20 protein-coding genes are annotated in these 23,553 nt (G+C 57.9%); 7 read left to right on the top strand and 13 right to left on the bottom strand.

Annotated elements, in window-relative coordinates; genetic code table 11:
* Window positions 1-53: 53 nt before the first annotated feature.
* The gene (locus DDZ13_RS01055; RefSeq protein WP_110129567.1) at window positions 54-290 is read left to right on the top strand and encodes a ferredoxin; all 237 of its coding nucleotides are present in this window, start codon (window positions 54-56) and stop codon (window positions 288-290) included.
* A gap of 132 nt (window positions 291-422) precedes the next feature.
* On the opposite strand, the gene DDZ13_RS01050 is transcribed toward DDZ13_RS01055, so the two are convergent.
* From DDZ13_RS01050 to DDZ13_RS01015, 8 genes are all read right to left on the bottom strand, one after another.
* Window positions 423-1,196 carry a type III pantothenate kinase gene (locus DDZ13_RS01050; RefSeq protein ID WP_110129566.1) on the bottom strand — a complete coding sequence of 258 codons (774 nt, stop codon included), beginning with the start codon at window positions 1,194-1,196 and terminating at the stop codon, window positions 423-425.
* Complete coding sequence (locus DDZ13_RS01045) at window positions 1,193-2,218, bottom strand: biotin--[acetyl-CoA-carboxylase] ligase (protein WP_110129565.1); 1,026 nt, start codon at window positions 2,216-2,218, stop codon at window positions 1,193-1,195. The genes DDZ13_RS01050 and DDZ13_RS01045 overlap by 4 nt, the downstream gene beginning before the upstream one ends.
* Window positions 2,215-3,144, bottom strand: a complete 930-nt coding sequence (gene nadC / locus DDZ13_RS01040) for a carboxylating nicotinate-nucleotide diphosphorylase (protein WP_110129564.1) — start codon at window positions 3,142-3,144, stop codon at window positions 2,215-2,217. The genes DDZ13_RS01045 and nadC overlap by 4 nt, the downstream gene beginning before the upstream one ends.
* Window positions 3,145-3,148: 4 nt before the next feature.
* Window positions 3,149-3,574 carry a hypothetical protein gene (locus tag DDZ13_RS01035; protein ID WP_110129563.1) on the bottom strand — a complete coding sequence of 142 codons (426 nt, stop codon included), beginning with the start codon at window positions 3,572-3,574 and terminating at the stop codon, window positions 3,149-3,151.
* A 530-nt stretch (window positions 3,575-4,104) separates the two neighbouring features.
* Entirely contained in the window at window positions 4,105-5,697 is a 1,593-nt protein-coding gene (locus DDZ13_RS01030) for a bifunctional GNAT family N-acetyltransferase/carbon-nitrogen hydrolase family protein (RefSeq protein WP_110129562.1), read from the bottom strand.
* 416 nt (window positions 5,698-6,113) lie between these two features.
* A complete protein-coding gene (locus DDZ13_RS01025) occupies window positions 6,114-6,611 on the bottom strand; it encodes a DUF5069 domain-containing protein (RefSeq protein ID WP_110129561.1) in 498 nt (165 codons plus the stop codon).
* 376 nt (window positions 6,612-6,987) lie between these two features.
* On the bottom strand, window positions 6,988-7,461 hold the full coding sequence (locus DDZ13_RS01020; RefSeq protein WP_110129560.1) for a hypothetical protein: 474 nt from the start codon (window positions 7,459-7,461) through the stop codon (window positions 6,988-6,990).
* Between the two features lie 51 nt (window positions 7,462-7,512).
* Window positions 7,513-8,700 (bottom strand): KamA family radical SAM protein, encoded by a 1,188-nt coding sequence (locus DDZ13_RS01015; protein WP_110129559.1) that lies wholly within the window; start codon window positions 8,698-8,700, stop codon window positions 7,513-7,515.
* A 129-nt stretch (window positions 8,701-8,829) separates the two neighbouring features.
* Here DDZ13_RS01015 and DDZ13_RS01010 point away from each other — a divergent pair, with 129 nt between their 5' ends.
* Window positions 8,830-9,150 (top strand): ArsR/SmtB family transcription factor, encoded by a 321-nt coding sequence (locus DDZ13_RS01010; RefSeq protein WP_158279722.1) that lies wholly within the window; start codon window positions 8,830-8,832, stop codon window positions 9,148-9,150.
* A 54-nt stretch (window positions 9,151-9,204) separates the two neighbouring features.
* Window positions 9,205-10,359: a glutamine-hydrolyzing carbamoyl-phosphate synthase small subunit gene (carA, locus tag DDZ13_RS01005; RefSeq protein WP_110129557.1), complete on the top strand. Its 1,155-nt coding sequence runs from the start codon at window positions 9,205-9,207 to the stop codon at window positions 10,357-10,359.
* Window positions 10,360-10,603: 244 nt separating this feature from the next.
* On the opposite strand, the gene DDZ13_RS01000 is transcribed toward carA, so the two are convergent.
* The 5 genes from DDZ13_RS01000 to DDZ13_RS00980 all read right to left on the bottom strand — a co-directional run bounded on the left by DDZ13_RS01000 (window position 10,604) and on the right by DDZ13_RS00980 (window position 17,245).
* On the bottom strand, window positions 10,604-12,208 hold the full coding sequence (locus DDZ13_RS01000) for a cation:proton antiporter (RefSeq protein ID WP_110129556.1): 1,605 nt from the start codon (window positions 12,206-12,208) through the stop codon (window positions 10,604-10,606).
* Window positions 12,209-12,240: 32 nt separating this feature from the next.
* On the bottom strand, window positions 12,241-13,890 hold the full coding sequence (locus DDZ13_RS00995; protein WP_110129555.1) for a cation:proton antiporter: 1,650 nt from the start codon (window positions 13,888-13,890) through the stop codon (window positions 12,241-12,243).
* Between the two features lie 69 nt (window positions 13,891-13,959).
* Entirely contained in the window at window positions 13,960-15,339 is a 1,380-nt protein-coding gene (locus DDZ13_RS00990; RefSeq protein WP_110129554.1) for a bifunctional folylpolyglutamate synthase/dihydrofolate synthase, read from the bottom strand.
* 147 nt (window positions 15,340-15,486) lie between these two features.
* Window positions 15,487-16,344: an acetyl-CoA carboxylase, carboxyltransferase subunit beta gene (gene accD / locus DDZ13_RS00985; protein WP_110129553.1), complete on the bottom strand. Its 858-nt coding sequence runs from the start codon at window positions 16,342-16,344 to the stop codon at window positions 15,487-15,489.
* A 163-nt stretch (window positions 16,345-16,507) separates the two neighbouring features.
* Window positions 16,508-17,245: a ComFC family protein gene (locus DDZ13_RS00980; protein ID WP_110129552.1), complete on the bottom strand. Its 738-nt coding sequence runs from the start codon at window positions 17,243-17,245 to the stop codon at window positions 16,508-16,510.
* A gap of 353 nt (window positions 17,246-17,598) precedes the next feature.
* On the opposite strand from DDZ13_RS00980, the gene DDZ13_RS00975 reads away from it, so the two are divergent.
* From DDZ13_RS00975 to DDZ13_RS00960, 4 genes are all read left to right on the top strand, one after another.
* The gene (locus DDZ13_RS00975) at window positions 17,599-19,173 is read left to right on the top strand and encodes a CARDB domain-containing protein (RefSeq protein ID WP_158279721.1); all 1,575 of its coding nucleotides are present in this window, start codon (window positions 17,599-17,601) and stop codon (window positions 19,171-19,173) included.
* Between the two features lie 425 nt (window positions 19,174-19,598).
* Window positions 19,599-21,104 (top strand): NADP-dependent phosphogluconate dehydrogenase, encoded by a 1,506-nt coding sequence (gene gndA, locus DDZ13_RS00970; RefSeq protein WP_110129550.1) that lies wholly within the window; start codon window positions 19,599-19,601, stop codon window positions 21,102-21,104.
* Window positions 21,105-21,120: 16 nt separating this feature from the next.
* Complete coding sequence (locus DDZ13_RS00965; RefSeq protein ID WP_110129549.1) at window positions 21,121-21,492, top strand: metallopeptidase family protein; 372 nt, start codon at window positions 21,121-21,123, stop codon at window positions 21,490-21,492.
* A 101-nt stretch (window positions 21,493-21,593) separates the two neighbouring features.
* Window positions 21,594-23,552, top strand: coding sequence for a sensor histidine kinase (locus tag DDZ13_RS00960; RefSeq protein ID WP_110129548.1), 1,959 nt, complete (start codon window positions 21,594-21,596; stop codon window positions 23,550-23,552).
* Window position 23,553: the final 1 nt, after the last annotated feature.

The raw sequence follows: 23,553 nt of genomic DNA, 5'->3' as shown, positions 1-23,553 counted from the left end.
CGAACCATTCGCTTGCTCTTGACTCACCCGCGAAAAAAAGGATTTTGCGACGTATGGCAGAAAAAGATGAAAAGTGGCCGGAAAACGTGAAGGGCAAATTCTACGTCGATGAACAATGCATCGACTGCGACCTTTGCCGCGAAACCGCTCCCGATTTCTTTACCCGCAACGAGGATGGAGGCTACTCCTTCGTATATAAGCAGCCGGAGACGCCGGAGGACGAAGAACTCTGCATGGAGGCGCTCGAAGGTTGCCCGGTCGAAGCGATCGGCGACGACGGCGAGGACTAGTCAGTCGTAGGGGCTGTGCTTGCACATGCCCGCATCGCCGTCCATGCGATGAGCCTACGTTTGTGAGTCTGGCAAGGCCCACGAAACATGCGAACCCGCCCCGCTTCTTCGCGAGCTTCCCTCGGCAAGTCCCTACCTGGAGCCCGCGCGGCGCGCCGCGACCGCCAGCCCCAACAGGGTGAGGTTTTCCACAAACTCACTCTTCTCCGCCCAGTCACGTGTCAAATTAGCGACGCTGCCCCCGGTGGACAGTACGATGGGATCACCCCCGCCACTTTTCCGCAACTGTTCCCGCACGCGTGTGAGCAGGGCATCGATCATTCCGGAAAAGCCGATCGCCACGCCTAGTTGCATGGCATGCACGGTGGATTTACCGATCGCGCCCTCCACCTTGACCAAATCCGCCTCGGAGAGCTCGGGCAGCAGCGCCGTCTGGTCATGTAGATACGTTCTCATGATCGCGAGGCCCGGTGCAATGATACCGCCCTCGTAGCCCTTATCGGAAATAATATCAAAGGTCACCGCCGTGCCCATGTCGATGACCACGGCAGGAGTGCCGTAATATTCCTGTGCCGCAATGGCGTTGGCAATCCGGTCCTGGCCGATTTCCTCCGGCTTGGGGTAGACGAGATCCAGCCCTTGGCAGCTCTCATGAGTCAGTTGAAAAATCGGCCGCCCGGCATCGGCCAAACTCGCCTTCAAATTCGCATTCACCGCCGGCACGACCGAGCAAAACGCGATGCTTGCGATATCTGCACTCAGCGGAGCCAGGATCTCGTAAAACTCCCGAGACGGGCCTTCCTGCAGACCCGCCGTCGGGAAATGGCCGACCTGGCTGACAGCGCGCCCGTTCACCACGCCGTAGTGGGTGCTGGTGTTCCCGACATCGATACAAAGCGTTTTCATTTCTTTAAAGTGACGTCGCCCGCCCGTATAGCTTTCTGACTTCCATCCGGCATGAGTAAAAGCAATGCTCCGCCCTCGTCGATGCCCGATGCGATCCCGGTAATTTCCACCCCTTGCTGAATGGCCGTCACCTGCTGGCCGGCGAGGGCATCCAGGGGCTCCCAGGCATCCGATAGCTTGTCAGTCGTATCCGTTTCTTGGATACACGTCTGATACGCCTCCTCAATCGCGCAAATCACGACAGCGGCCACATCATTCAAAGGCAGCGTTTCCCCGTGGATCGCATGCAGGCTTGTCGCGAGCGGGCGGACTTCGTCGGGAAAATCATTCGGGTTCCCGTTTACGTTCAGTCCCAAACCGAAAATGATACTGCGAATACGGTCCGCATCCAACTTCGCCTCGGTCAGCATCCCGGCAAACTTGCGGCCCATGCAGTGCAGGTCGTTGGGCCACTTGATTTTCAGCGGTGCCTTCGGCACAAACCCTTGCAGCTGCCGGCAGATGCAAATCCCCGCCCAGAGCGTGAAATGCTGCAGTTGCTGTGGCGGGATGTTGGGCTCGAAGCCCACGGAGAGGTAAAGGTTGTCCGCCGAATTGCTCTGCCAGACGCGGCCCAGCCGTCCGCGCCCGTTGGTCTGGCAACTCGAGACGATGGCAAATGGGCTGGATTCCCCGGAGGCAATGCGCCGCTCCGCTTCGCTGTTGGTGCTGTCGAGAACCGGGAAATAGCGGAGCCCGATCTTGCTCCCCCGGCCCTCAAGGGTGCAACGGAGCAGGGCAGGGTGGAGTACTTCCGGCAGTGTCTTAATCCGGTAGCCACGGTTCCGCACCGCATCCACTTCAAAACCTTCCTCGCGCAGCTTATCCAATTTACCATGGACGGCTGGGCGGGAGACCCCCAGCTGTTCCGCAAGTAAACTCCCGGAGACATAACGATCACCTGCCTCAAGTAAGGCCTTCAGGATGACCACACTATCCTCATCCACCTCACGGGGTGCGAATTGCAAATTTTCGTAGCTCATTCCCAGTCCAGCCCGATATCCTTCCAAGTGCTCTGATGCACCGGTGCCCCTGTTGAAATAAAATCCAGCCCCAGCTGTCCCAGCTCAGAGAGGGCCTCCAATTGGATGCCGCCACTGGCCTCGGTGCAGGCGGCACCATCGATCCGTTCGACAGCCGACTGAAGCTCCTCTGTGGTGAAATTATCCAGCAGGATGATGTCGGCGCCCGCTTCAAGGACAGGCTCGATTTGATCGATCCGGTCAACCTCCACTTCGATCGGCAAACCTTCACAAGTTTGACGAGCCAGGGCAACGGCTTCGACCAAACGCTTCCCGCCGGTTGCGCCCGCGACCGCCAGGTGGTTATCCTTCAGCATAACACGGTCGAACAGTCCAATGCGGTGATTGACGCCGCCGCCCGAAGCGAAGGCGAATTTTTGCAGGACGCGATAGCCGGGCAGCGTCTTGCGCGTGTCGAGCAAGACTGTCCCGCTCGTGCCAAGGGCGTCGACATATGCACGCGTCTCGGTGGCGATCCCGGAAAGGTGTTGCAGAAAATTTAACAGGACCCGTTCCGCCTGCAGCATCGCCGCCGCATCCCCCTGCATGGTGCCGATGACATCGCCCGACTCCAAGCAGTCGCCGTCACTGCAGGCGGCTTCGAACTGACAACCCTCCCCGTAGGCCTCCAGCGTCAGGCCAACCAAGCCGAGCCCGCAAATAACCAGGGGCCCGCGCGCCACCAGCCGGGCATGCCCCCGGACGTTTTCCGGCATAAGTGCCGTCGTCACATCGCCGAGCCGTTCCGGACGCTTGGCCAGACCTGCGCCGGCCAGATCCTCGATTTTGGCCAAACCGATGAGTTGACGGAGGTAGTCGGTATCCAAATCGGACCATTGCAAGCGGGTGCACAAGTCCTCCCGCGTATAGCGTGGCTGCGAGGTCATGGTTTTATTTATAAGACTCCACTTTGCTGACTTCGCCGGTCTGCCGGTCAAAGACAATACGCTTTAAAAGTTTAGTGCGGTTCGGGCTCACTCCCACGCCGGTCCCCACGCCCACGCCGCTCCCGCGCGTACCGATGCCACCACCGACAGACAGTCCCAGCGAGGGGCTCAACTCGCGGTATTCCCAGACGATGGCCTTGCCGGCCGCAGTATCCACGGTTGTCTCGCGGCTGGGGTCGCCCAGGGACATGCGCACCTGATCCTGGTCGAAGCCCACCGCAACCTCGCCCATCCGGATCAACTTACGCTCCGTTGGCGTGTAGGTGTTGAACAAGGCTTCATTTTGCGAAATGCGTTTGTTCTGTGTGGTGGCGCACCCGAGCAAGGCAAACAGGCACGCGACCAAAGTGACAGAGGACAGGATCTTCATGACACAAAGCTAGGATTAAAGCCGGCGATTATCCAGCACGGAAAATTGTCTTCATCTTCGTAGAAACTACGCTTGTGTCCCGGCGTAGTTTTCCGGCGACGGATACGGATGCCAGGATGTGAAGTCCAAATTGTGGCGTTCCTAGCACAGAAGAGCCGATAGTAGTATCTTCACCTTGATGCTCGAAGCTTTGGAAATAAGGCTACGGCTGAAAACGACGCCCACACATCAAGGATCCTGTCATGCGCAAGCGCAGCCTCTACGGAGTTATACCATCCACTGACTGTTACTGACAATATCATCGAATTTTAGCCAACAAACGGAGAATGGACATTCCTGTCCATTAGTAGCATCGCGAATAAAGATGCATTTCGAATTTAGAAAAGTTCTCCCTGAGCGATCAATCGGGACAAAAATGTTCCGACTCCGTATGCCACCCGATCCAACATCCCGGATACAACGCCGTAGTCTCGTAGAGGAAGGCGGGTATATACCGCCAGGTAAAGTCACACAGTGGAATTAAACCACCATTACTTTGGCAGATCGATCTCCGGGCCGTCCGTCATTTCCACATCGGTTTTCATGTTCTTCAGATTCACCTTCAACTCGAACAGGTCGGTGCGCCGGTCGAGGCGCGGTGTGACGGAACCGGCCGCCCGGGAGCGGTAGAGGTCCTCCGTATCAATATCGGTGACCAGAAGAGTTTCCACATTCGAGTCGGCGATGGCCTGTATCCCGTCGCGGGCGAATTCGAAATCGGACGGCGTAAATACCGCGGCCTGACCGTAGTGAATATCCATGGCCTGGACACTCGGCAGGTTGCCAATGATCCCTGCCGTCGCCACAAAGATCTGATTCTCGATGGCACGGGCTTCGGCGCACTTGCGCACACGGAACATGCCGTGCCGGTCATCGGTGCAATAGGGCACAAAGAGAATCTCCACCCCCTGGTCCGCCAGATACCGGCTGGCCTCGGGGAACTCCACATCGTAGCAGATCTGGACCGCAATACGCGCCTTGGGTGTCGGCAGCACAATCAATTCGTCGCCTCCGGAGATACCCCAGTAACGCTGCTCGGACGGGGTGATGTGCAACTTGGGCTGGCTGATGTAGCGTCCGGAGGGATCAAAGATCATGCACTCATTTTGCAGCTTCCCGTCGCGCTCAATCGGGTGGCTCCCGCCGATGATATAAAGGTTATACTTGTTCGCCATTCGGGACATCAGGTCCACGAAGGGCTTGGTAAACTCCTTCGAGAGATGCCGGATCCCATCGATCGCCGGGAGCGGCTCGATCACGGAGAGGAGCTGGACACTGAAAAATTCGGGAAACAGTACAAAGTCCGAACGATAGTCCGCCGCCGTCTCGACAAAATATTCCACCTGGCTGGCAAAGTCTTCAAAACTCTCGATCTTTCGCACCTGATATTGCACGCAGGCCACCCGCACCTTGGAGCTGGGCTCGTGCTCCACGTAGTCCGGATTGAGCCATTCGATCAGGCTGGCGTGGTTCAGACTCATTGGGTCGGTAATATAATTGCGCAAAATACCCCGGACCGAGAACCCTTCTTTCAACTGAAAGCTCAGCACCGGATCCTGCAGCTCACCCGACTTCACCTTTTCCACATATGCTTCGATCGTGAGGGAATCGGCATGCTCGGCATAATTCGCCAAGCGACCCCCGGCGAGAATACGCCGCAGATTCAGGTTCTGACAAAGCCGCCGCCGGGCCTCGTAGAGCGCGGCCCCCACGCCGCGGCCCTGCCAGTCCGGATCGACATAAACATCTGCCCCGTAGAGCGTGTCGCCGCTGGCATCGTGATTATGGAAATAACCACCATCCGTAATGCCCGCGTAAGTGTGGGCGCGATAAGGATCCCTGCCACTCGCTACGATCAGCGAGGCAACGGCCCCAACCAGTTCACCTCCGATCTCCGCCACGACCTGGCCTTCGGGAAAGAGTTTCAAATGGTTCGTCAACTGGCGCTCGCTCCAGACCACGTTCTCCTCTGCCATCAGGGGGAAGGCTCGTTTATTCAAATCGATCAGGCGCGGCAGGTCGGCGGGCTCCGCCCGGCGTAGATAAATCTCGGCGTTTTTGGTCGTAAAGGTAAACGGTAGCATGTTGACATAATGCCTGAATCCAAAGCACTTGCAAGGCTCCGCCTTACGGAAAGGGGGGTATAAGGGCACTTCGTAGATTCTTGTAGAATATCATTGCCGTCGTCGGGGTGATTCATCCCCCGACCGAGCGTGGCAGGGGCTAAGGATTGGCTGCGGAGTGGACCGTTCCTTCCGGCCGTGTCCTTTTTAAGCATGCCGAAAGCGAACCGGCCTTCGAGTCGGGGGATGAATCACCCCGACGACAGGTATCGGATAAGTTGCCTCTTCTTTGATATCAAGTCGCTTGTGCGCTCGCCCTTTCCACAAAATTTTACGAATAGCCCGAACGAAGCGCTATTCCCACTAGCGGACAGTTCCGAGCGACAAGACCACGCAATACCCGCGCTCCGCTTGCCCCGAATTAAACCGTGCACCCACTACCGCGCCGCTTCCCATTCTTTCCGGCGTTGGTCGGAGAAGCCGGGAATGCGCCCCTCATCAAAGTCGATCATATCGCAGACGCAGTCGATGGTGCCGATCATATCGGCACAGCCCATGTTGGTGAGCGACTCCGACAAAAACTCGCGGCCCGCCTCGGTCTGCCCCTTGTGAGTGACCTCGCGGTTCCATGCCGCCACGTTGAGCTCTTCCGGGAAAAATTCTCCCAGGAGGCGGTCCAACTCGATCTCGTCATCCCCGGCCTCGCGCACGGCCTCAACCACCTGCTGCGGGTCGATCCCGAGATGCATGCAAAGGAAGCGGTCAAAACCACGGCAGAAGTTTTTCTGGTAGGACTTCGGCAAGTCGTCGGCCAGGTGCTTGCGGATCTTGGCGATGAAACGCGGCAAATGCAGTAGCCCGCAGGGATGCGGCTCGTAGGGAGAGGGCAGGTCGAAGCAAATTTCGCCGGTCGGTCCGAGTTCGGTATCAGTCATGCCGCTAGACAATGTGGCGAAACGGAAAGGTCAAGCAGCCGGCACCCGTCTTCTGGAACTGAAGGCTCGCCCGGTAGAGGCTGCGCTCTTGTCTCAGCGTCGTTTTCCGGAGACGGATGCGCATTAAACCTAAAAGCATGAGTTGAACCGTTAATTAACGTCCATTAACGGTTCACAAAACTTCACTCACTCGAACCACCGATTTTAGGAGAAATTAAATCGTCGGCGTAAATGGGCATTCCTAATGCGGGCGAGTCCAACCAAAGGAAACACAGAGCAAGTGGTTGCGCGTAGCATAAAATAAAATGATGCTCCACGTCTTCCGGCATGCGCAAGCGCAGCCTCTACAACGAAACCACCGACAGAGTGAGCACTACTAACCGTCCTGCTTCGCTTCGATCACGGTGTAACGCGACTTGAAATTCACCGTGCGGTGCTCGGTGGTGATCGCCAGTTCGATCGCTTGGTCCTTTTCGGGCCGAATAACGCAAACGATGTCATTAATAGCACCTTCTTCCGTCTCGCTATGCGCCTTCCCTTTAAGCACTCCGCCTTTTGCACCAAGTACACTCACTTTGGACTTGAGTGGGAGCACGATCTTCCCCTTGTCGTTTTTCGAAGTCATCAGCGGCACGTTAATAGTATAGGTGCCGACGAGGTTGCCGTCCTTGGGCTTCAATTTACTGACGGAGAGGTAAACCGGAGCAAGTCCGACAAAACAGCGGCTGTCTTCGATACTGAAAGCCAGTCCGTCCCATGCCGGGTCGGTCGCCGCCTCCTTTTGCTTGGCCGACAAGGACACCTGCGATAAGAGCAGGCAGGCCAGGCAGGTATAAATTAATGAACGCATTATTGCGCAGAAGTGACGCGCTCCCATCATAATGTCAAACCCGCGCAATCACTAAGATAGAATCGGCTCCAGTCTGGGCGCCTTCGGATCTGGCGTGTCGGAGGCGGTCGCCACCAGCGGGTAGCTGTATTCCTCACCACTGAAGTTACGCATGATAATCGCCTCGTCCGTCACCTTCTTGACGTATTCCGGGTTGATCGGGACCTTGCCCCCGCCTCCGGGCGCATCGATGACAAACTGCGGGATGGAATACCCCGTCGTGTGGCCGCGCAGGGACTTGATAATTTCGATACCCTTGCGCGGATCCGCGCGGAGATGAGCGCTCCCGGTGATGAGATCGCACTGGTAGAGATAGTAAGGCCGCACCCGCATCATGAGGAGGCGGTGGATGAGCGACTTCATGGTGTCGCTGTCGTCATTGATCCCCTTCAGCAGGACCGACTGGTTGCCGATCGGTACCCCGGCAAAAGAAAGTCGTTCGCAGGCCTCGCGCAGCGCGTGGGTGCACTCACGCGGGTGATTGACATGAATGCTCATCCAGATGGGACCGTGTTTCTTGAAAATTTCGCATAGATCCTCGTCGATCCGCTGTGGCAGGAAGACCGGAATGCGCGAGCCGATCCGGACAAATTCAACGTGCGGGATTTTGCGCAGCTCCCCGAGCAGGTAATCCAGTTTGCGGTTGGAGAGCAGTAGAGGATCCCCACCACTGAGTAGCACGTCCCGGATCTGCGGGGTGTTACGAATATATTCGAGCCCGCTCTCGAACTCGGGATGAAAATTATAGTCCTGCGCATTGGAGACCAAGCGGCTGCGGGTGCAATAGCGGCAGTAGGCGGCACAACGGTCGGTGACCAGAAAGAGCACCCGGTCCGGATAGCGGTGGACGATACCGTCGACCGGCTTGGTATTTTCTTCACCCACGGGGTCGAGCAATTCCTCCGGCGAAGTCTTCATCTCGCCGCTGCGGGGAATCACCTGCCGGCGGATCGGGCAATCCGGGTCCTCGCGATCAATCAGGTTGAAAAAGTAGGGCGTGATCGCCAGCGCGAGCTTCTTGTTGGCAAAAAGACAACCGGCCCGCTCGTCCGGCGTCAGCTCCAAGTGTGCTTCAATCTCCTCGACGCTTTTAATCCGGTTTTTCAGCTGCCACTTCCAATTGTTCCAGTCTTCGGGCGCTACATCGGACCAGAGTCCCTGGCCTTTGTACCAATTTTCAAGAGAGTCGTTCGGATACATATAAAGAGAAGGTAGAATGTGAGAAAGTCGCCGAGCGGATCGTGTCGTCTCCCAAAAGTATGGAGTACTTTTGAAAATCTGTACGTCCGCGGTTGACGCATAGAACTATTCATATACTTAAATATGTCAATGGCTCCTGCGGAAACTAATTTGGACCTGGATACGCTCGCCCGTCAGCTTTGGGCGATCGGGGATCCGACGCGCCTGGAAATTCTCCGTATTCTGCCGACCGAGCCCACCTGTGAAAATGCCTGCAATGTCTCGAAAATCGCCGAGCAAATCGGCCTCTCGCAACCGACGACATCGCACCACCTCCGTATTCTCCGACAGGCTGGCATCGTCACCAACCGGAAAATGTGCCGCGACATGATCTACTGGATCGATCTGGAGGCCAGTTCCGCGGTCAGTGAAAGCCTGCGCAACGTTCTCGGCGGGAATGTCTGGGATTAGAAATGCTTTTCCCATTGCATGTCGTAAATTTCCCGCTTTTCTCCTCCGCTAATCATGGGACATAGCACGGCGGGAATCATTGCATTTGAAGACGGAACAGTGTTTCGCGGGCGCGCCTTTGGTGCGGCGGCGACAAACGTGGGCGAGGCCTGTTTCAACACCAGCCTGACGGGCTATCAGGAAATCCTGACCGATCCGTCGTATTTCTCACAGATCGTCACCATGACGGCCGTGCAGATTGGCAACTACGGGATCAACCCGGAGGACGTCGAATCGGACGGTCCCAAGGTAAAGGGGTTTGTCGTGCGGGAAATCAGCCCCGTCACCAGCAACTGGCGCAGCCGCCAGTCGGTGCAGGACTATCTCGCGGATGCCGGAATCCCCGGCATCGAGGGCGTGGACACACGTGCCATCACCAAAAAACTGCGTGTCACCGGTGCGATGAATGCCTGTATCAGCACCGAAAATATTTCAGAGTCGGAAGCGGTGGAGCGGGCCAAGAACTTCGGCGGGCTACTCGGCGTGGACTTTGTCAAAGAAGTCACGGCGAAGGAAGCTTACCACTGGGATCCCGAACAGACCCAGTCCAAGCCTTTCACGGTTGTCGGCACGGAGCTCAAAGGGCCGGTCGATCCGGAGAAGCGTTACAAGATCGCCGCAATGGACTTTGGGGCCAAGCAATCCATCTACCGCAAGCTGCAGCACCACGGCTTCGACGTGCATGTTTTCCCGGCAACCACCTCAGCCGAGGAGATCCGCGAGTTTAATCCCGAAGGCGTTTTTCTCTCCAACGGCCCCGGTGATCCCTCGGCCGTCAAGTACGCCCACAAGACGGTGAAGAACCTGATCGAACACTATCCGACTTTCGGCATTTGCCTGGGCCACCAGATCATCACCCATGCTTTGGGTGCGGAAACATTTAAGCTCAAGTTCGGCCACCGCGGCGGCAACCAGCCGGTGAAAAATCTCGAAACCGGAAAAGTCTCGATCACCGCCCAGAACCACGGCTTTGCCTCGACCCGGGAAGCACTGGAAAAAGTCGGCGCAGTCGTCACCGAGGTCAATCTAAACGACGATACCGTGGAAGGCCTGCGCCTGAAAGACCGCCCGGTCTTTTGCGTGCAGTATCACCCGGAAGCCGCTCCCGGCCCCAACGACGCCGACCCGCTCTTTATCGACTTCTACAAGATGGTCGCCGAGCACGCCTGAGGCAGTGTTCCCACGTAAAACAGGCGTCCTGCCTGTCGTTTATTTCGTAAAGGCTCCGGGTGCGGATGCCAGAATACGCTTCAGTGGTTCTCTATTCCTGGCAGTCTGGTGCCCGGCATTGACTGAACGGGGCATCAAAAAATTTCTTTGCAGGCTTTTCCCATGCGCAGACTGGCGTGTACAAGCGCAGCCTCTACCTTCGCCTGATTCCGGCGGAAATTTCGTCGACAGTCTTTGCAGTCACTCAAACCCCCTGACTTGGTGCCTCGCTTTCCGGCGCAGCCGGCAAATTCTCTTCGAACCAATTGAGAAAGATCTTCGTCGACGCGCGCACCGTCTGCACGGCATAACCGCCGGCCTCTTCCACGAAAGCGACTTCTTCCGGCTCAAAGGTCCGCACCAGAACCTTGGCTTGCGTGCCTTTGAGATAGAGCAGCGCCTCTTCCGCGTCCCGCAAACGACGCATGGAACACACCACCACGCGGGCATCGCGGCAATGGGCCTGCTTGAGCGTCCGGATATCCGAACCATCCCCCTGAATACAGGGAATGCCCCGGGCGATCAGCCTGCGGATGACCGCCGCGTCGTCGTCCACCACGATCATGGGAATTTTGTTGGCCTGAAAGTATTTGACCAGGCGCGCCCCGGCACGTCCGTAGCCGAGCAAGACCGCGTGTTGACTCAGCGCCTCACAATCCTGCTCCCCTCTACGGTATCTAGGGTGCAGTTTCATGAGGCTCCAAGCAACTTGGTCGCGGGAGATGAAGGGCGTCAGGGTCATCGTGCTGACCGTAATCAGCGCAATCATGGAGAAGAGCTCGGGGCCGATCTGCCCCGAAGCCACCCCAATCAGGGCCAGCAGCAGGGAAAACTCGCTGGTCTGGGAGAGCAGGACTCCGGTTTCGATGGCGGCGCGGGTGGAGTAGCCGACCGCCTCCGCGATAATGGATACCAGCACCACCGTGACCAGGATCAGTACCAGAATAAAAATCAGGCAGTGCCCGACCATCGTCCAGGTCGGCATGACCAGAAAAGCGCCGACACTGATAAAGAAAAGCGCGAGGAAAAAACCGGAGAGCGAGCCCAGCATACCCCGAACCAAGCCGTTCATGGGAAAAGCGGAGAGGGCAAAGCCCGCGAAGAGGGCCCCGACCAGAAAGGGCAGCTCCAGCAGGTAAGCCATGCCGGAAAAAGCAAAGAGCATACTGAGCGAGCCCAGCATCAGTTCTTCGTCGTCCAGTTTCACCCGCTTGGTCAACCAGGGCACACACCAACGGTGCAGGCCGAGCGCAAGAACACCCAGTCCCGCCGCTTTCATTACGCTTAGCGCACTGACCACCGGACCCTCGGGTGACTTGAGCAGCGCCACCATAATCAGAATGATAAACAGGTCCTGCAGCAGTAGGACGCCCAGCACGAGACGGCCGTAAGGCTCAAACATCTGCCGCCGCGTCTGTAGGTGTCGTACCACCACAAGTGTCGAACTCGCCGACAAGGCACAGCCCAGATAGAAGGCCACGGTCAAATCGTAGCCCAGCGCCAGTGCCGTCAACACGCCCGCACAACCCAGCAGGACAAACTGCGAAATGGCCACGATCATGATGGGGCGAGTACGGCCACGCATCCGGCGCGGGCTCAACTCCGCCCCGGCCGTGAAGACCAACACGGCCAGACCCAGCTCCACCATTTCGCTGAGCAGGTCCGGGGGCACCTCCACGCCACCCGCATCCGCCAGCATACGCAGGCCGACACCCGAAAGCATGAGCAGAGGAATCACCGGCAGACGTGCCCACTTGGACAGCCCAAAGGCAATCGCTGCCGCCAGCAGGAGTATGGCAAAGCTTGTCATGACCCGTATCTAAAACTCCCCCTCATTCAAAATTAACTGTTCCCCGCTCTCACGATGCCTTCGCGCTCCATAATTTCTCGTTGCTCGACCACGCCGTCCACATTCGGCATCAGCAGATAGGCTGTGTCCAAATCGAGCAGGTCTTCCACCACCGACACATCAAAGGCGTGTATCGCGCAAGGCACCCGCATGGTCCGGCAACGGTAGGCCAGCAGGTGATTGGTATCCTCGATCTGCAGGGCGGAGATAACGAGCTTGGCCCGGCGCAATCCGATTTCCTCGATCACGGTTTCGTATTCCACACTACCGATCACCGTGTCGGCCGCGCCGAGACCTTCGAGCTTCTTTGGGTCGGTGTCGATCGCCATGACCCGTTCGGCCCGCAGGGAAAGTTGTTTCACAAGCTCACGCCCCAGCGCATTCATGCCCACCACAATGATATGCCCCTCGTTCTTGCGAATCACTTCATGGTCCGGCTCCTGTTTGGCCCGGAAAAGCGCCAACAGCCTGAAGCGCCGGAAAAACGCGTAGAGCGCTTCGCTGTAAATGATCAGGTAGGAAGAAATACCAATCGTGATCAGGCCGGTCAGTCCGCCCAGCGAGGCCACCGTGCCTTCGACCAGGCCACTGGCCACCCCCAAAGCCAGGAGGATAAAGGCAAATTCACTGACCTGGCCCGTCGCCACCGCAGTCTGAAATGCGGTGTACTCACTGAAGCGCATTCGGGACAGAATGAAAAAGACAATCACAGGTTTGATGAGCAGTACAAAAGCACTCAGCGCCAGCGCATACGGCAGAATAGCCCCGAGGCCGGACAGGTCCATTTTGATACCGAGGGTGACAAGAAAGACCGCGATGAAGAGGGACATCAAGGGGTGCAGGCGGCGATGCAGATCTTCGTGAATGGGCAGCTGGGCAATCGCAATCCCGGCAAGGAAAGCGCCGATCTCCACCGAGAGGTGGAAAACATGCGCCAGCAACACCACAAGGAAACACCAGCAAAGCGCCCAGATGAAAACCGTATCGGGGGAACGCGCCGCCCAGGCAAAGGGCTTGGGCAGGGCATAACGTGCGGCCAGCAGGGAAACCAACAGGAGGACCAACATCCCGCCGAAAGCGAGCCCGAGGTTTTTCGCAACCGACATGAGCTCCAGATCGCCGCCTCCACCCAGCCCACTGAGGATGGTGAGCGCCACAATCACCACGATGTCCTGCGCCAGAAAGAGCGCGACCGAGATCCTGGCATAGAGGCGACTCATCGCTCCCTTCTGGTCAAGCAGCTTGATCACCACCACCGTACTGCTGAAGGTCACCGTCGCCGCCAGAAACACCGCTTCCACCGGAGCGAAGCCCAGGAGAGTGGCGACGGCAAACCCACCCAGAGCGGTGAAGGTGACTTGTAACCCGCCAAGGGCCAGACCAACTCCGCCCAGGTCCTTGATCTTTTGCAAGCTGAGCTCAAGCCCCACCAAAAAGAGGAGCAGGGCGATGCCTAACTCGGAAATCAGCTCCAGAGAGTGGTCGATTTCCACCAGTCCCAGTACCGGGCCCAGAAAAATACCCGCCAGAATGTAAGCCACAATGGAGGGCATCCGTACCAGCTTACCCAGAAAAGCAAAGGCCGCCGCCCCGACTACGATGAAACCTAGATCTAAGAGGAGCGTATATTCGGAGCCGTGCATCGTATTCCCAACGAATAGAGCAAGCTCAGCAAGCAAGGCAACGCCGAAGCGTTATGCCGCGCTATTCGATCAAACCTTATCTTGCAAGCCGCTGCCGTTTTGTGCCTTGCCCTCCAACCGCTCCAGCACTTCACCGATCAGGTAGATCGAACCGGTGACCACGATCGTGTCGCCGGGCTGGCCGATCGTAGAGGCTCCGCTCTTGTCACGGCGTAGTTTTCCGGAGACGGATGCGGATGCCGGTCTAAGCGCGGAGTGCTGCGGTTCAATCAAACCGGCATCCGCAAGCGGAGCCTCTACGGACGGTGCCGTAAATAGCTGGTCGAGTGTGCTATGAACCACTTTGTAATCCCGCACCTTGGGCAGGCAGTTTTCCAGGAATACGGTCGGCGTCGCCCGGTCCTGCTTGGGCACCACCAGATAAAGCTCGCGGGCATAGGGCGCGACCGACTTCATCAGGCTACGTCCGCGCTCTTCTCCCAGCGTGCCGGCCACGATGATCGGCTTCTGCCCGTTGGCTGCGGTCAATTCCTTTAAGTTCTCTGCCAGGGCCGCAGCACCTTCCGGATTATGCGTGGCATCGAGAATCAAGGTTTGGTCCGCGAGAACCAGTTTTTGCCAACGCCCGGCCCAGTCGACCTCCTGCAGGCCACGCGTCGACCTTGCGGGGAAACGCTCCGCGAGCAGCTCCGTCGCGTACACCGCCAAGCCGGCATTCCAGCGCTGGAATTGTCCGGCGAGATTCGTTTCCGGTAACTCGTCTTCACAAAAGCGGTCGCGCACCGAATACAACGGACAACCCCGTTCCTCGGCTACGCTGCGAATAGCGAGCTCGGCTTCCTCGGGCAGGCGTCCGATGAGCACCGGCTTGCCGGGCTTAATGATGCCGGCTTTCTCCGTCGCGATCTTGGTCAGAGTATCCCCCAGCATCTCCATGTGGTCGAAGCTGATCGAGGTGATAATGCTCAGCTCCGGATCGACCACATTGGTGGCGTCCAAGCGGCCGCCGAGACCGGTTTCTATCATGGCAATACCGACCTGCTCCGAGGCGAATCGAAGAAAGGCCATGGCGGCCACGAATTCAAAAAAGGTCGGATGCAGCTCGTCATCTTCTTCGCCGAGCTTGGCCGCCACCGGGCGCAGCTCTTCCACGTAGCGAACGATCCCGGGCTCATCCAATATCATCCGGTTGACCTGGGCACGTTCTCCCAAATGTACCAAATGGGGGGAGGTGAAGAGTCCTGTCTTGTATCCATTCGACCGATACAATGCTTCCAGCATGGCGCAGACGGAGCCTTTGCCGTTGGTCCCGGCGACGTGGATGACTGGGAACTGGTGTTCCGGATGCCCAAGCGCATCCACCAGTCGCACCATACGCTCGATCCCGTATTTCGAACCGCGGTTTCTGAGTGCGTAGAGGTAATCTGTCGTTTGATTGTAAGTCTGCACTGTAGAGGGATCGAAGTAAAATCTTTGAACGGTTTAACCTGACATTCCGATCATCCGTAGGGGGCTGCTTGCGGCCCCTGCGAACGCGGTCGATGCCCCGAGTCTTCCAAAACAATGCCCTTTCGCGGGCTTCGCAAGCGAGAGCCCTTAGGCCGTCTTGGCGGTATTTTTGCCAAAAGCCTTGAGCAGACTGATCAAACGGTCACGCATCTCGCCGCGCGAGACAATCATGTCGATCAAGCCGCGGTCGAGGAGGAACTCGGAAGTCTGGAAACCCGCGGGGAGATCCTGTTGCGTCGTTTCCTTGATCACTCGTGGGCCGGCAAAACCGATCAGGGCTTCCGGCTCCGCGATAATGACATCACCCAAGGAAGCGAAACTGGCCATCACCCCCGCCATGGTCGGGTTGGTCAAAATCGCGATGTAGGGGAGCCCCGCCTCACTTAAACGGGCCAGCGCCTGGCTGGTTTTGGCCATCTGCATCAGGCTGAGAATTCCTTCCTGCATACGGGCACCCCCGGACGCACACACGATAACCACCGGACACTTCTTCTCCAGCCCGCGCTCGATCGCTCGCGTCAGCTTCTCGCCGGCAGCGGACCCGAGGCTGGCTGCCATGAAGCGAAAATCCATGACCGCGATGCTGACCGGCATGCCGCCCATGGTGCCCATCCCCGAAATAACCGTGTCGGTCTCCTTGGTCTTGGCCTGACTGGCCTTGAGCTTTTCGGGATAGGATGCGGTGGCGTTGAACTCCAGCGGGTCCAGCGAGCTGACACCCTTATCCATCTCCTCGAAACTGCCTTCATCCAGCAACGAGGCAATGCGCGTACGCCCGTCGAGCGGGAAGTGGTAGCCGCTGCTGGGTACGACCATGAGGTTTTCCTTCAGGACGCGATTATAGATAATCTCCCCGGTCTTCGGACATTTCGTCCAAAGATCCTTCGGGATGTCTTTCTTTTTTACCGTGACGGTCGAATATTGAGGTTTTCCAAAAAGTGCCATGTTAGAGTGTCCGCCTTCGCCCGCTGGGACTACGGCGTGATGTAAAAGGTTAAAAGTTTGAAGGTGGGAACGTCCATCGCTCTTCGAGCTGTGAAGGTCAAGATGTTAGAGGTGAAACATAACTGGAGAACTGTTAACTGCAAACTGCGGCCCGGCGGGCCGCCTATCCGTGACCGAGGGTGGCCACTTTGATGTGCTCGGCACCTGCTTTGCGCAGAGCTTCGGCACAGGCGTTGAGCGTCGACCCCGTGGTGAACACGTCGTCGACGAGGATGTATTGTTGGTCGGGGATTACAACTGCATCCTCGACCAAGGCAAAGGCATTTTTTACGTTCCGGTGACGGTCCTCCCGGTTGAGCCGGGTCTGCGTCAGGGTATATTTTATGCGTTGGAGCAGCCTCTCACAAGGGCTGTGCCCTCCCGTCGCCCGGCTCAGGGCGTCTGCGATTCGCTCACTTTGGTTGTAACCGCGCTCACGCAGCTTATCCGGGTGCAGCGGCACCGGGACCAGCACCGCATCCGCCAGGTAGTCGAGATAGTTCTGCGCGTCTCGGGCCATGCGCTCGATATCACGCAGAATGTAGAATCCACTCTGATACTTCAACTCGTGCACCAGCGCACGGCCCGGCCCTTTGGCCAGAAACAAGGTTTTTCCCTCGTCGAATACAGGGTCCAGTTCGGCGCAATGCGGGCAGGCCTGCGGTCCGGCCAGAATACCGTGAAAGGGATAGCCGCAGACCCTGCAGTTGGGCGGGGCCACCAGAAAGAGCTCGCGGGAGCAGTTTCGGCAGAGGTGTTCGTGAGCGGAATCTTCCACCGCATCGCCACAGCCGACACAACTTCGTGGAAAAAAGACCTCAAGAAAGGGCGCTACCAATTGCCTGCCAAGCGTGCCGAACATACAGTTACCGTAGAGGCTGCGCTTGCGCAGGCCAGACTTGATTCGGATAATCGCCTATTCGTCGTCGCGGTGATTCATCGCCCGACCGTGCGTGGTTTTAGCTTCGATAGCCCACGCGCTCGCCCTATTCCTTGCGGCTCCGCCAGCGCCTACGAAATGTCATTCGCCCATCCAGTCGGAGGATGAATCACCCCGACGACTGGAGCTGAAACGCCGTAGGTTCTTGTTCGTTGACTGGCATGCGCATCCGTCTCCGGAAAACTACGCCGAGACAAGAGCGCAGCTTCTACGGGCACATATCCGTAACACAGCGAATTCTTTACATGCGCCTGCCAGCCGTTAGAAAAGAAAACATGAAACCTCTCACCGTCCTCGTTGCCACAGGCCTCAGCCTCTTTGCTCTTCTTTATTCCGGCTGCCAGACCGCACCCTCCGCGGTCACTTCAGCGGATACCGGCTACACCACGCCGGCCCAGCCACAGTCCACACCGACGCAATGGCGCCCGGCCAACGAAGTCACACGACCGGTTCAAGCCACGAAAGCGGACCGCTCCGGTAGCTCGGATGTCATTTTCAAGAGCAACCAGATTAAAGTCACCAAGACGGTTCTGCAGGAAGCTTCCGTCGGCGGCGACCTGATCTACCAGATCCGCATTGAGGCTCTGGACGATGTAAACAATGTCCGGGTGGTCGAAGCGATCCCCGCCGGCGTGCAATTCAGTTCGGCCAATCCCCCGGCCTCGCTGTCCGGCGGCAACGCCAGCTGGAATTTCCCCAGCATGAAAAAGGGCGACAGCCAGAATATCCGGGTCAGCGTAAAACCGACCCGGGAAGGCGACCACACGATCTGCTCCACCGTGACCGTGGATAATGCCTTCTGCCTGAATTTCTTCTCCGGCCAGCCCAAACTGGAAGTCGTCAAGAAAGGCCCGGCCTCTATCGAGCTGGGTGAGGAAGCCACCTGGACCGTCACCGTGACCAATAGCGGCTCGGCCGTGGCCAGTAATGTGGTCGTGACCGATACGCTTCCGGATGCGTTTACCCCGACCAGCAATCTTCGCCAGTCCATCGGCGACCTCGCCCCCGGACAGACAGAAACGGTTACCTACACCGCGAAGGCCGTCAAACAGGGGAGCTTCCAGAACCGTGCCGTGGCCAGCTATGATGGCAGTGGCCCGGACGGTGGCGGCAGTGCCGGGTCCAGCCCGGCGGCCAGCTCGCCGATCGCCGTGGTGCAGTCCGGCATCCGCGTGCGTAAGTCCGGTCCGGCCGAAGCCTACGTCTTCAAACCGGAAACCTTCCAGATCACGATCGAAAATACCGGCGACACCGATCTTCAGAATGTGCGTATTACCGATATTCTGCCCAAGGGAGCCACCGTTGCTGAAAAGGGCGGGGGACGTGTTTCCGGAAATGCCATCGGTTGGATGATTCCAAAACTGCCCGCCGGTTCGAGTCAGCTCATCACCACCAAGGTTGCGGCCACCCGCAAGGGCAAGTCCACCAATACGGTTAAACTTCTTACCGCCAGCGGGCTCGAAGCCAGCGATTCCGTCACCACCGATTGGTTGGCTGTGCCGGGTGTCACGGTCTCCATTACCGACAGCAAGGACCCCGTCCGTGAAAATGAAGCTGTCACCTACACCCTGCAGGTGAAGAACCAGGGCGACTTTGAGCCGGTCAGCGGAACCGTGACCGTCACCTTCAGCCAAGGGATCAAGCCCACTGCTGTGGCCGGCGATGCCCGTGGCAAGATTAACGGACAGACCGTCACCTTCCCGCGTACCACACTCGAGCCCGGCAAGGATACCAATCTGAGCATCACCGCCGAAGGTGCCGCCATTGGTGCCGGTCGTGCCGTCATGGAGTTCAGCGCCGACTTCCTGACCGATCCGGTGATCAGCCAGGAAGCGACCAACGTTTACTAAATTCAAAAGCCTCCCCGAAACGGGAGGCTTTTTTGAATCATGGGCTTCGCGAAGGGGTCTTTGTGGTCAACGCCGCAAACCCCGATTCACTTCGCGTTCATTCCCCTCTGGCGGGACTGTGAGCGGGCGTAGTCTAAACGAAACGCCTTCACCCGGCGGCCCGCCAGGGCGAACGATACCGGTAGCCTTTGCGCTGTCACGGGGCTAAAGCGCTGTGACTAAGTTAGATAAGCTTAAGTTACACGTCGGTCCCGACAGAACGGATATTAATCTCTCTCCCGAAATCAAGTGGACAGGCATGTCCACTCTACATGCGATCGCTTCCGGGCCTGTATTTTCATTTCAGAAAATAGAGATTCCCGTGGAGTCCGACCTTGCACTTATGTGACCTGATTATTTGATGCCCGTTTAATCTGTTAACTATTATGTCCGAAGCATCCTCAGAAATCGGCCTTATCGGCCTCGCAGTGATGGGCCAGAACCTGGCTCTGAATATCGCCGACCACGGCTTCAAGATCTCGGTTTACAACCGGACCACTTCCAAAATGGAAGAATTCGTGGCGGAAAATCCGGATACGCCCGGCGGCCTCGTCGGTTGCGAAACTCTGGAAGAGTTCGTCCAGTCGCTCAAGCGCCCGCGCAAGGTGATCATTCTCGTGCAAGCGGGCTGGGCCACCGACAAGGTGATTGAAGGCCTTGTCCCTCTGATGGAAGAGGGCGACATCATTATCGACGGGGGCAATGCCAAGTGGGACGACACCATCCGCCGCGAGAAGGAACTGACCGAAAAGGGTCTGCGCTTTATCGGCTCCGGTGTTTCCGGCGGTGAGGAAGGTGCCCGCTTCGGCCCCTCCCTGATGCCCGGAGGCACGCCGGAGGCTTGGAAGTATCTCGAGCCCGTCTGGAAGGCGATCGCGGCCAAGGTCGATCCGGAGACAGGCAAGCCTCTCGAAGGCGCCGCACCGGGCAAGCCGGTCGAAGGTGGCGTCCCCTGCACCACATATATCGGTCCCGACGGTGCCGGCCACTACGTCAAGATGGTGCACAACGGCATCGAATACGGCGACATGCAGATGATCTGCGAAGCCTACGACCTGATGCAAAATGTGCTGGGCCTGAGCCCCGCCGAAATGGGTGATATCTTCAGCGAGTGGAACACCGGCGATTTGGACTCCTTCCTCATCGAGATCACGGCCGACATCCTGAAGCAGGCCGATCCGGTGACCGGAAAACCCTTCGTCGACATCGTGCTCGACACCGCCGGCCAGAAAGGCACCGGCAAGTGGACCTCCGTGAACGCGCTCGATATGGGCACACCGGCACCGACAGTGGCGGAAGCTGTCTTTGCCCGCTGCCTCTCCGCGGTTAAGGAAGAGCGCGTCGCCGCCGAAAAGATCCTCAAGGGTCCGGAAGCTCCGGCCTTCGAAGGCGACAAAGCCGAGATGGTCGAAGCCATCCGCGAGGCCCTCTACGCCTCCAAAATTTGCTCCTACGCCCAGGGCTTCCAGCTCATGCGCTACGCGCAGGAGGAATACGGATGGAAGCTCAACTTCGGCGAGATCGCCCAGATCTTCCGCGGCGGTTGCATCATTCGTGCGAAGTTCCTGCAGAAGATCACCGAAGCCTTCGACCGCGATCCGGATCTGGCCAACCTGCTGCTCGATCCTTATTTCAGCGGTGCCATTCATAAGGCCCAGAAGAGCTGGCGCAAAGTCGTGGCCCTCGCCGCCGAGCACGGGGTATCCATCCCGACCTTCAGTTCCGCGCTGTCTTACTACGACGGTTACCGCACGTCACGCCTGCCGCAGAATCTCCTGCAGGCCCAGCGCGACTACTTCGGTGCCCACACCTACGAGCGCGTCGACCAGCCCCGTGGCCAGTTCTACCACATCGACTGGCCCGAGCCCGACCGGCCGCAGCTGGAGATGTAAGGTCTCACAGGTGATCATGACTCATTACGAGCGACTCGAATCGATGACGGAGACCGAGATCGCTCGTCTCGCGAGGCTTCTTCCCGCGGATGTGCGTCAGGCACTGCGTGAGGTGCCGGTGCATCTGCGGGCGAAGCCGGAGGCCGAAACAGCGAATGATCTCGGTGATGATCTGCTGGGCCTCTTCACCGGCGAGCCCCGGCACGCCCGCGGTGAATCGCTGCTGCCCGCGCCTCCGCAAATCCACCTCTATCTGGAAAATATCTGGGAGTTTGCCGACCGGCAAATCGATCGCTACATGGAAGAGGTGCGCGTCACACTGCTGCACGAACTTGGACACTACCTCGGTTGGGGCGAAGAAGAGATGGAGCAATACGGGATCGCCTGAACCCCCTTAGCCGTTTAGGGTGGATAGCTTCCACCTGTTGCGTTTCAAGCGTAACGAAAAGTTCGCTTGTCGGTTTCGTCAGCGGAAAGCAATCTAAGGACATGCTCCTCTTACGAAGCCGCATCGTCAGTTGCATCACCGGAATCTGCTTCCTGGCCCTCGCGGTAAGCAGCGTTTCGAGCGGCTTACACGGAGAAACGGCGCAGGACTCGGAAAAGATTGAGGAGCAGATCCAATCCCTGGAGGCCGAACTCGCCCGGCTTCCGAAGGAAAGTCTGAACCTGACTCCGTGGACGCTCGGCTATCGCTCTCAGGCCTATGAACAGCCGAAAACGGATATTCGTATCGAGATGCATTTCGGGAGCGCTTTTTCCGTCGATCTCATCGCGCTGATGCCAGCGGTTTACACGGAAGACGGAGAGCAGTTACGCCCCTTTTGCTTCCCGAAGCGATTCACGATTGAGCGTATCACTGCGGATCATGAATACGAGATCGTTGTCGACTACAGCGAGGAAGACTATCCGATCGAAGGAATCGAACCTCAGCTTTTCTCGATCAAAGATGTCAAAGCAGCCACGGGGCTGAGGCTGAGAATCTACGAGCTTCGCGGGAACAGGACCTGGTTGACCGGAAAATATCGAGCCGCATTGGCCGAGCTTATGGCCTTTGCCGGGCCGAACAACGTCGCGCTCAACCAGACAGTGGGCACCAATTCCGGAGCGCCGTATTCCTACATTTGGACCGCCCGCGCGCTTACCGATGGATTCTCCCTGCACTCAAATGTCGACCGCGATCCACAGGACCCCAACCGTGTGCCACTCCGCATCAGAAACATTGACCGGGCGGTCATGGAGTTCGACCTCGGGCGTGAACATACCATCGACGAGCTCAGGCTCTGGCCGCTCGCCCACACCATTCAGTTCAACTATACGTCCTCCAGCGGGATCGGATTTCCCAGAGGCTTGGAGATCACTGCTGCGAGGGAGCCCGGATTCGATGAGGCCATCACTTTGCTGGATAAGGCAGAGATTTATCCGAGAACCGGTTCCAATCCCTTAATGCTGCGGGTCCAGCCGACCCGGGCACGCTACCTTCGTATCGCCATGGATAATATCGTGCCCGACTACCGGATCGGCATCACCGAACTGGCGATTGATGAGATCGAGCTGTTCTCCGCAGGTCGATTGATCTCAGAAGGTATTATCCCCGAGCTTCAAGGCCTTCCCCCCGACAGTTATGCCATGGAAGCCCTGACCGACGGCGTCACGGCGGAGGGTAAGATACTTCCATTGCGACGGTGGGTGGAGGACTTCAGCCGGCGGGCACAGGTCGAGCGCAATCTATCCAGTTTGCGACAGGACCTCCTCGTCGCTCATGAAGTGGAAAGAGCACAGGCCATTTATCTAACCATCGCCGCTATCGGTTTGATCGTTTTGCTCCTGCTCGTGTTTTGGCTGATCTATCTGATGCTGCAGCGTCGCTGGACGAACATTCGAGAAAAGATCGCCTGCGACATCCACGATCACCTCGGGGCCAACATGATGAGTGTCGCCCATACCCTGGAACTTTTACAACACTCCCAGGAGGAAATGAGCCAAAAGCAGGCCCGGCTCTACAAGGGTGCGATTCGAACCGCTCGCCAAAGCGCTCAGGACGCCCGGCAAATCGTGCAGTTCCTGGAACAAGAGGAGAGCGGCCACAGCTGGGTCGAACAGCTCCGGGAGAGTGCGCTCCTGATCATGGGCGAAATCGATCTGGAATTCGATTTTCAAGAAACCAAACGTTTCAACCAAATGAACTTGTCCCGCCAGTGGGACCTCATGCTCTTTATCAAGGAAGCACTCAACAATTGCAGCAAATATTCCGAGGCTACTCATGCGCGCCTGTCGCTCTTATCCAAGTCCGGTCGACTGTGCGTGATCGTCGAGGATAATGGTCTCGGTATCCCCGATGATCGATTGCCCTTGAAGCATTTGGAAATGAGAGCCCGGCGCTTGAAATCGAACCTTGAATTGAAAACCGCTCCCGGCGAGGGCACCCGCATTCGCTTGCAGCTTTAGC

This window comes from Coraliomargarita sinensis (genome assembly GCF_003185655.1).
GTDB lineage: Bacteria > Verrucomicrobiota > Verrucomicrobiia > Opitutales > Coraliomargaritaceae > Coraliomargarita_B > Coraliomargarita_B sinensis.
The sequence above is the reverse complement of the archived record's forward strand: the minus strand, read 5'-3'. Positions and strand labels throughout refer to the sequence as shown.

Excerpts from the sequence above, each read along its gene's own strand:
- DDZ13_RS01025 (WP_110129561.1), bottom strand. The coding sequence starts at position 6,611 with ATGACTGATACCGAACTCGGACCGACCGGCGAAATTTGCTTCGACCTG.
- DDZ13_RS01050 (WP_110129566.1), bottom strand. The coding sequence starts at position 1,196 with ATGAAAACGCTTTGTATCGATGTCGGGAACACCAGCACCCACTACGGC.
- nadC (WP_110129564.1), bottom strand. The coding sequence starts at position 3,144 with ATGACCTCGCAGCCACGCTATACGCGGGAGGACTTGTGCACCCGCTTG.
- gndA (WP_110129550.1), top strand. The coding sequence starts at position 19,599 with ATGTCCGAAGCATCCTCAGAAATCGGCCTTATCGGCCTCGCAGTGATG.
- DDZ13_RS00960 (WP_110129548.1), top strand. The coding sequence starts at position 21,594 with ATGCTCCTCTTACGAAGCCGCATCGTCAGTTGCATCACCGGAATCTGC.
- DDZ13_RS01010 (WP_158279722.1), top strand. The coding sequence starts at position 8,830 with ATGGCTCCTGCGGAAACTAATTTGGACCTGGATACGCTCGCCCGTCAG.
- DDZ13_RS01015 (WP_110129559.1), bottom strand. The coding sequence starts at position 8,700 with ATGTATCCGAACGACTCTCTTGAAAATTGGTACAAAGGCCAGGGACTC.
- DDZ13_RS01020 (WP_110129560.1), bottom strand. The coding sequence starts at position 7,461 with ATGCGTTCATTAATTTATACCTGCCTGGCCTGCCTGCTCTTATCGCAG.
- DDZ13_RS01045 (WP_110129565.1), bottom strand. The coding sequence starts at position 2,218 with ATGAGCTACGAAAATTTGCAATTCGCACCCCGTGAGGTGGATGAGGAT.
- DDZ13_RS00980 (WP_110129552.1), bottom strand. The coding sequence starts at position 17,245 with ATGTTCGGCACGCTTGGCAGGCAATTGGTAGCGCCCTTTCTTGAGGTC.
- DDZ13_RS01035 (WP_110129563.1), bottom strand. The coding sequence starts at position 3,574 with ATGAAGATCCTGTCCTCTGTCACTTTGGTCGCGTGCCTGTTTGCCTTG.
- DDZ13_RS00975 (WP_158279721.1), top strand. The coding sequence starts at position 17,599 with ATGAAACCTCTCACCGTCCTCGTTGCCACAGGCCTCAGCCTCTTTGCT.
- DDZ13_RS00995 (WP_110129555.1), bottom strand. The coding sequence starts at position 13,890 with ATGCACGGCTCCGAATATACGCTCCTCTTAGATCTAGGTTTCATCGTA.
- accD (WP_110129553.1), bottom strand. The coding sequence starts at position 16,344 with ATGGCACTTTTTGGAAAACCTCAATATTCGACCGTCACGGTAAAAAAG.
- DDZ13_RS01055 (WP_110129567.1), top strand. The coding sequence starts at position 54 with ATGGCAGAAAAAGATGAAAAGTGGCCGGAAAACGTGAAGGGCAAATTC.
- DDZ13_RS00965 (WP_110129549.1), top strand. The coding sequence starts at position 21,121 with ATGACTCATTACGAGCGACTCGAATCGATGACGGAGACCGAGATCGCT.
- DDZ13_RS01000 (WP_110129556.1), bottom strand. The coding sequence starts at position 12,208 with ATGACAAGCTTTGCCATACTCCTGCTGGCGGCAGCGATTGCCTTTGGG.
- DDZ13_RS01030 (WP_110129562.1), bottom strand. The coding sequence starts at position 5,697 with ATGCTACCGTTTACCTTTACGACCAAAAACGCCGAGATTTATCTACGC.
- carA (WP_110129557.1), top strand. The coding sequence starts at position 9,205 with ATGGGACATAGCACGGCGGGAATCATTGCATTTGAAGACGGAACAGTG.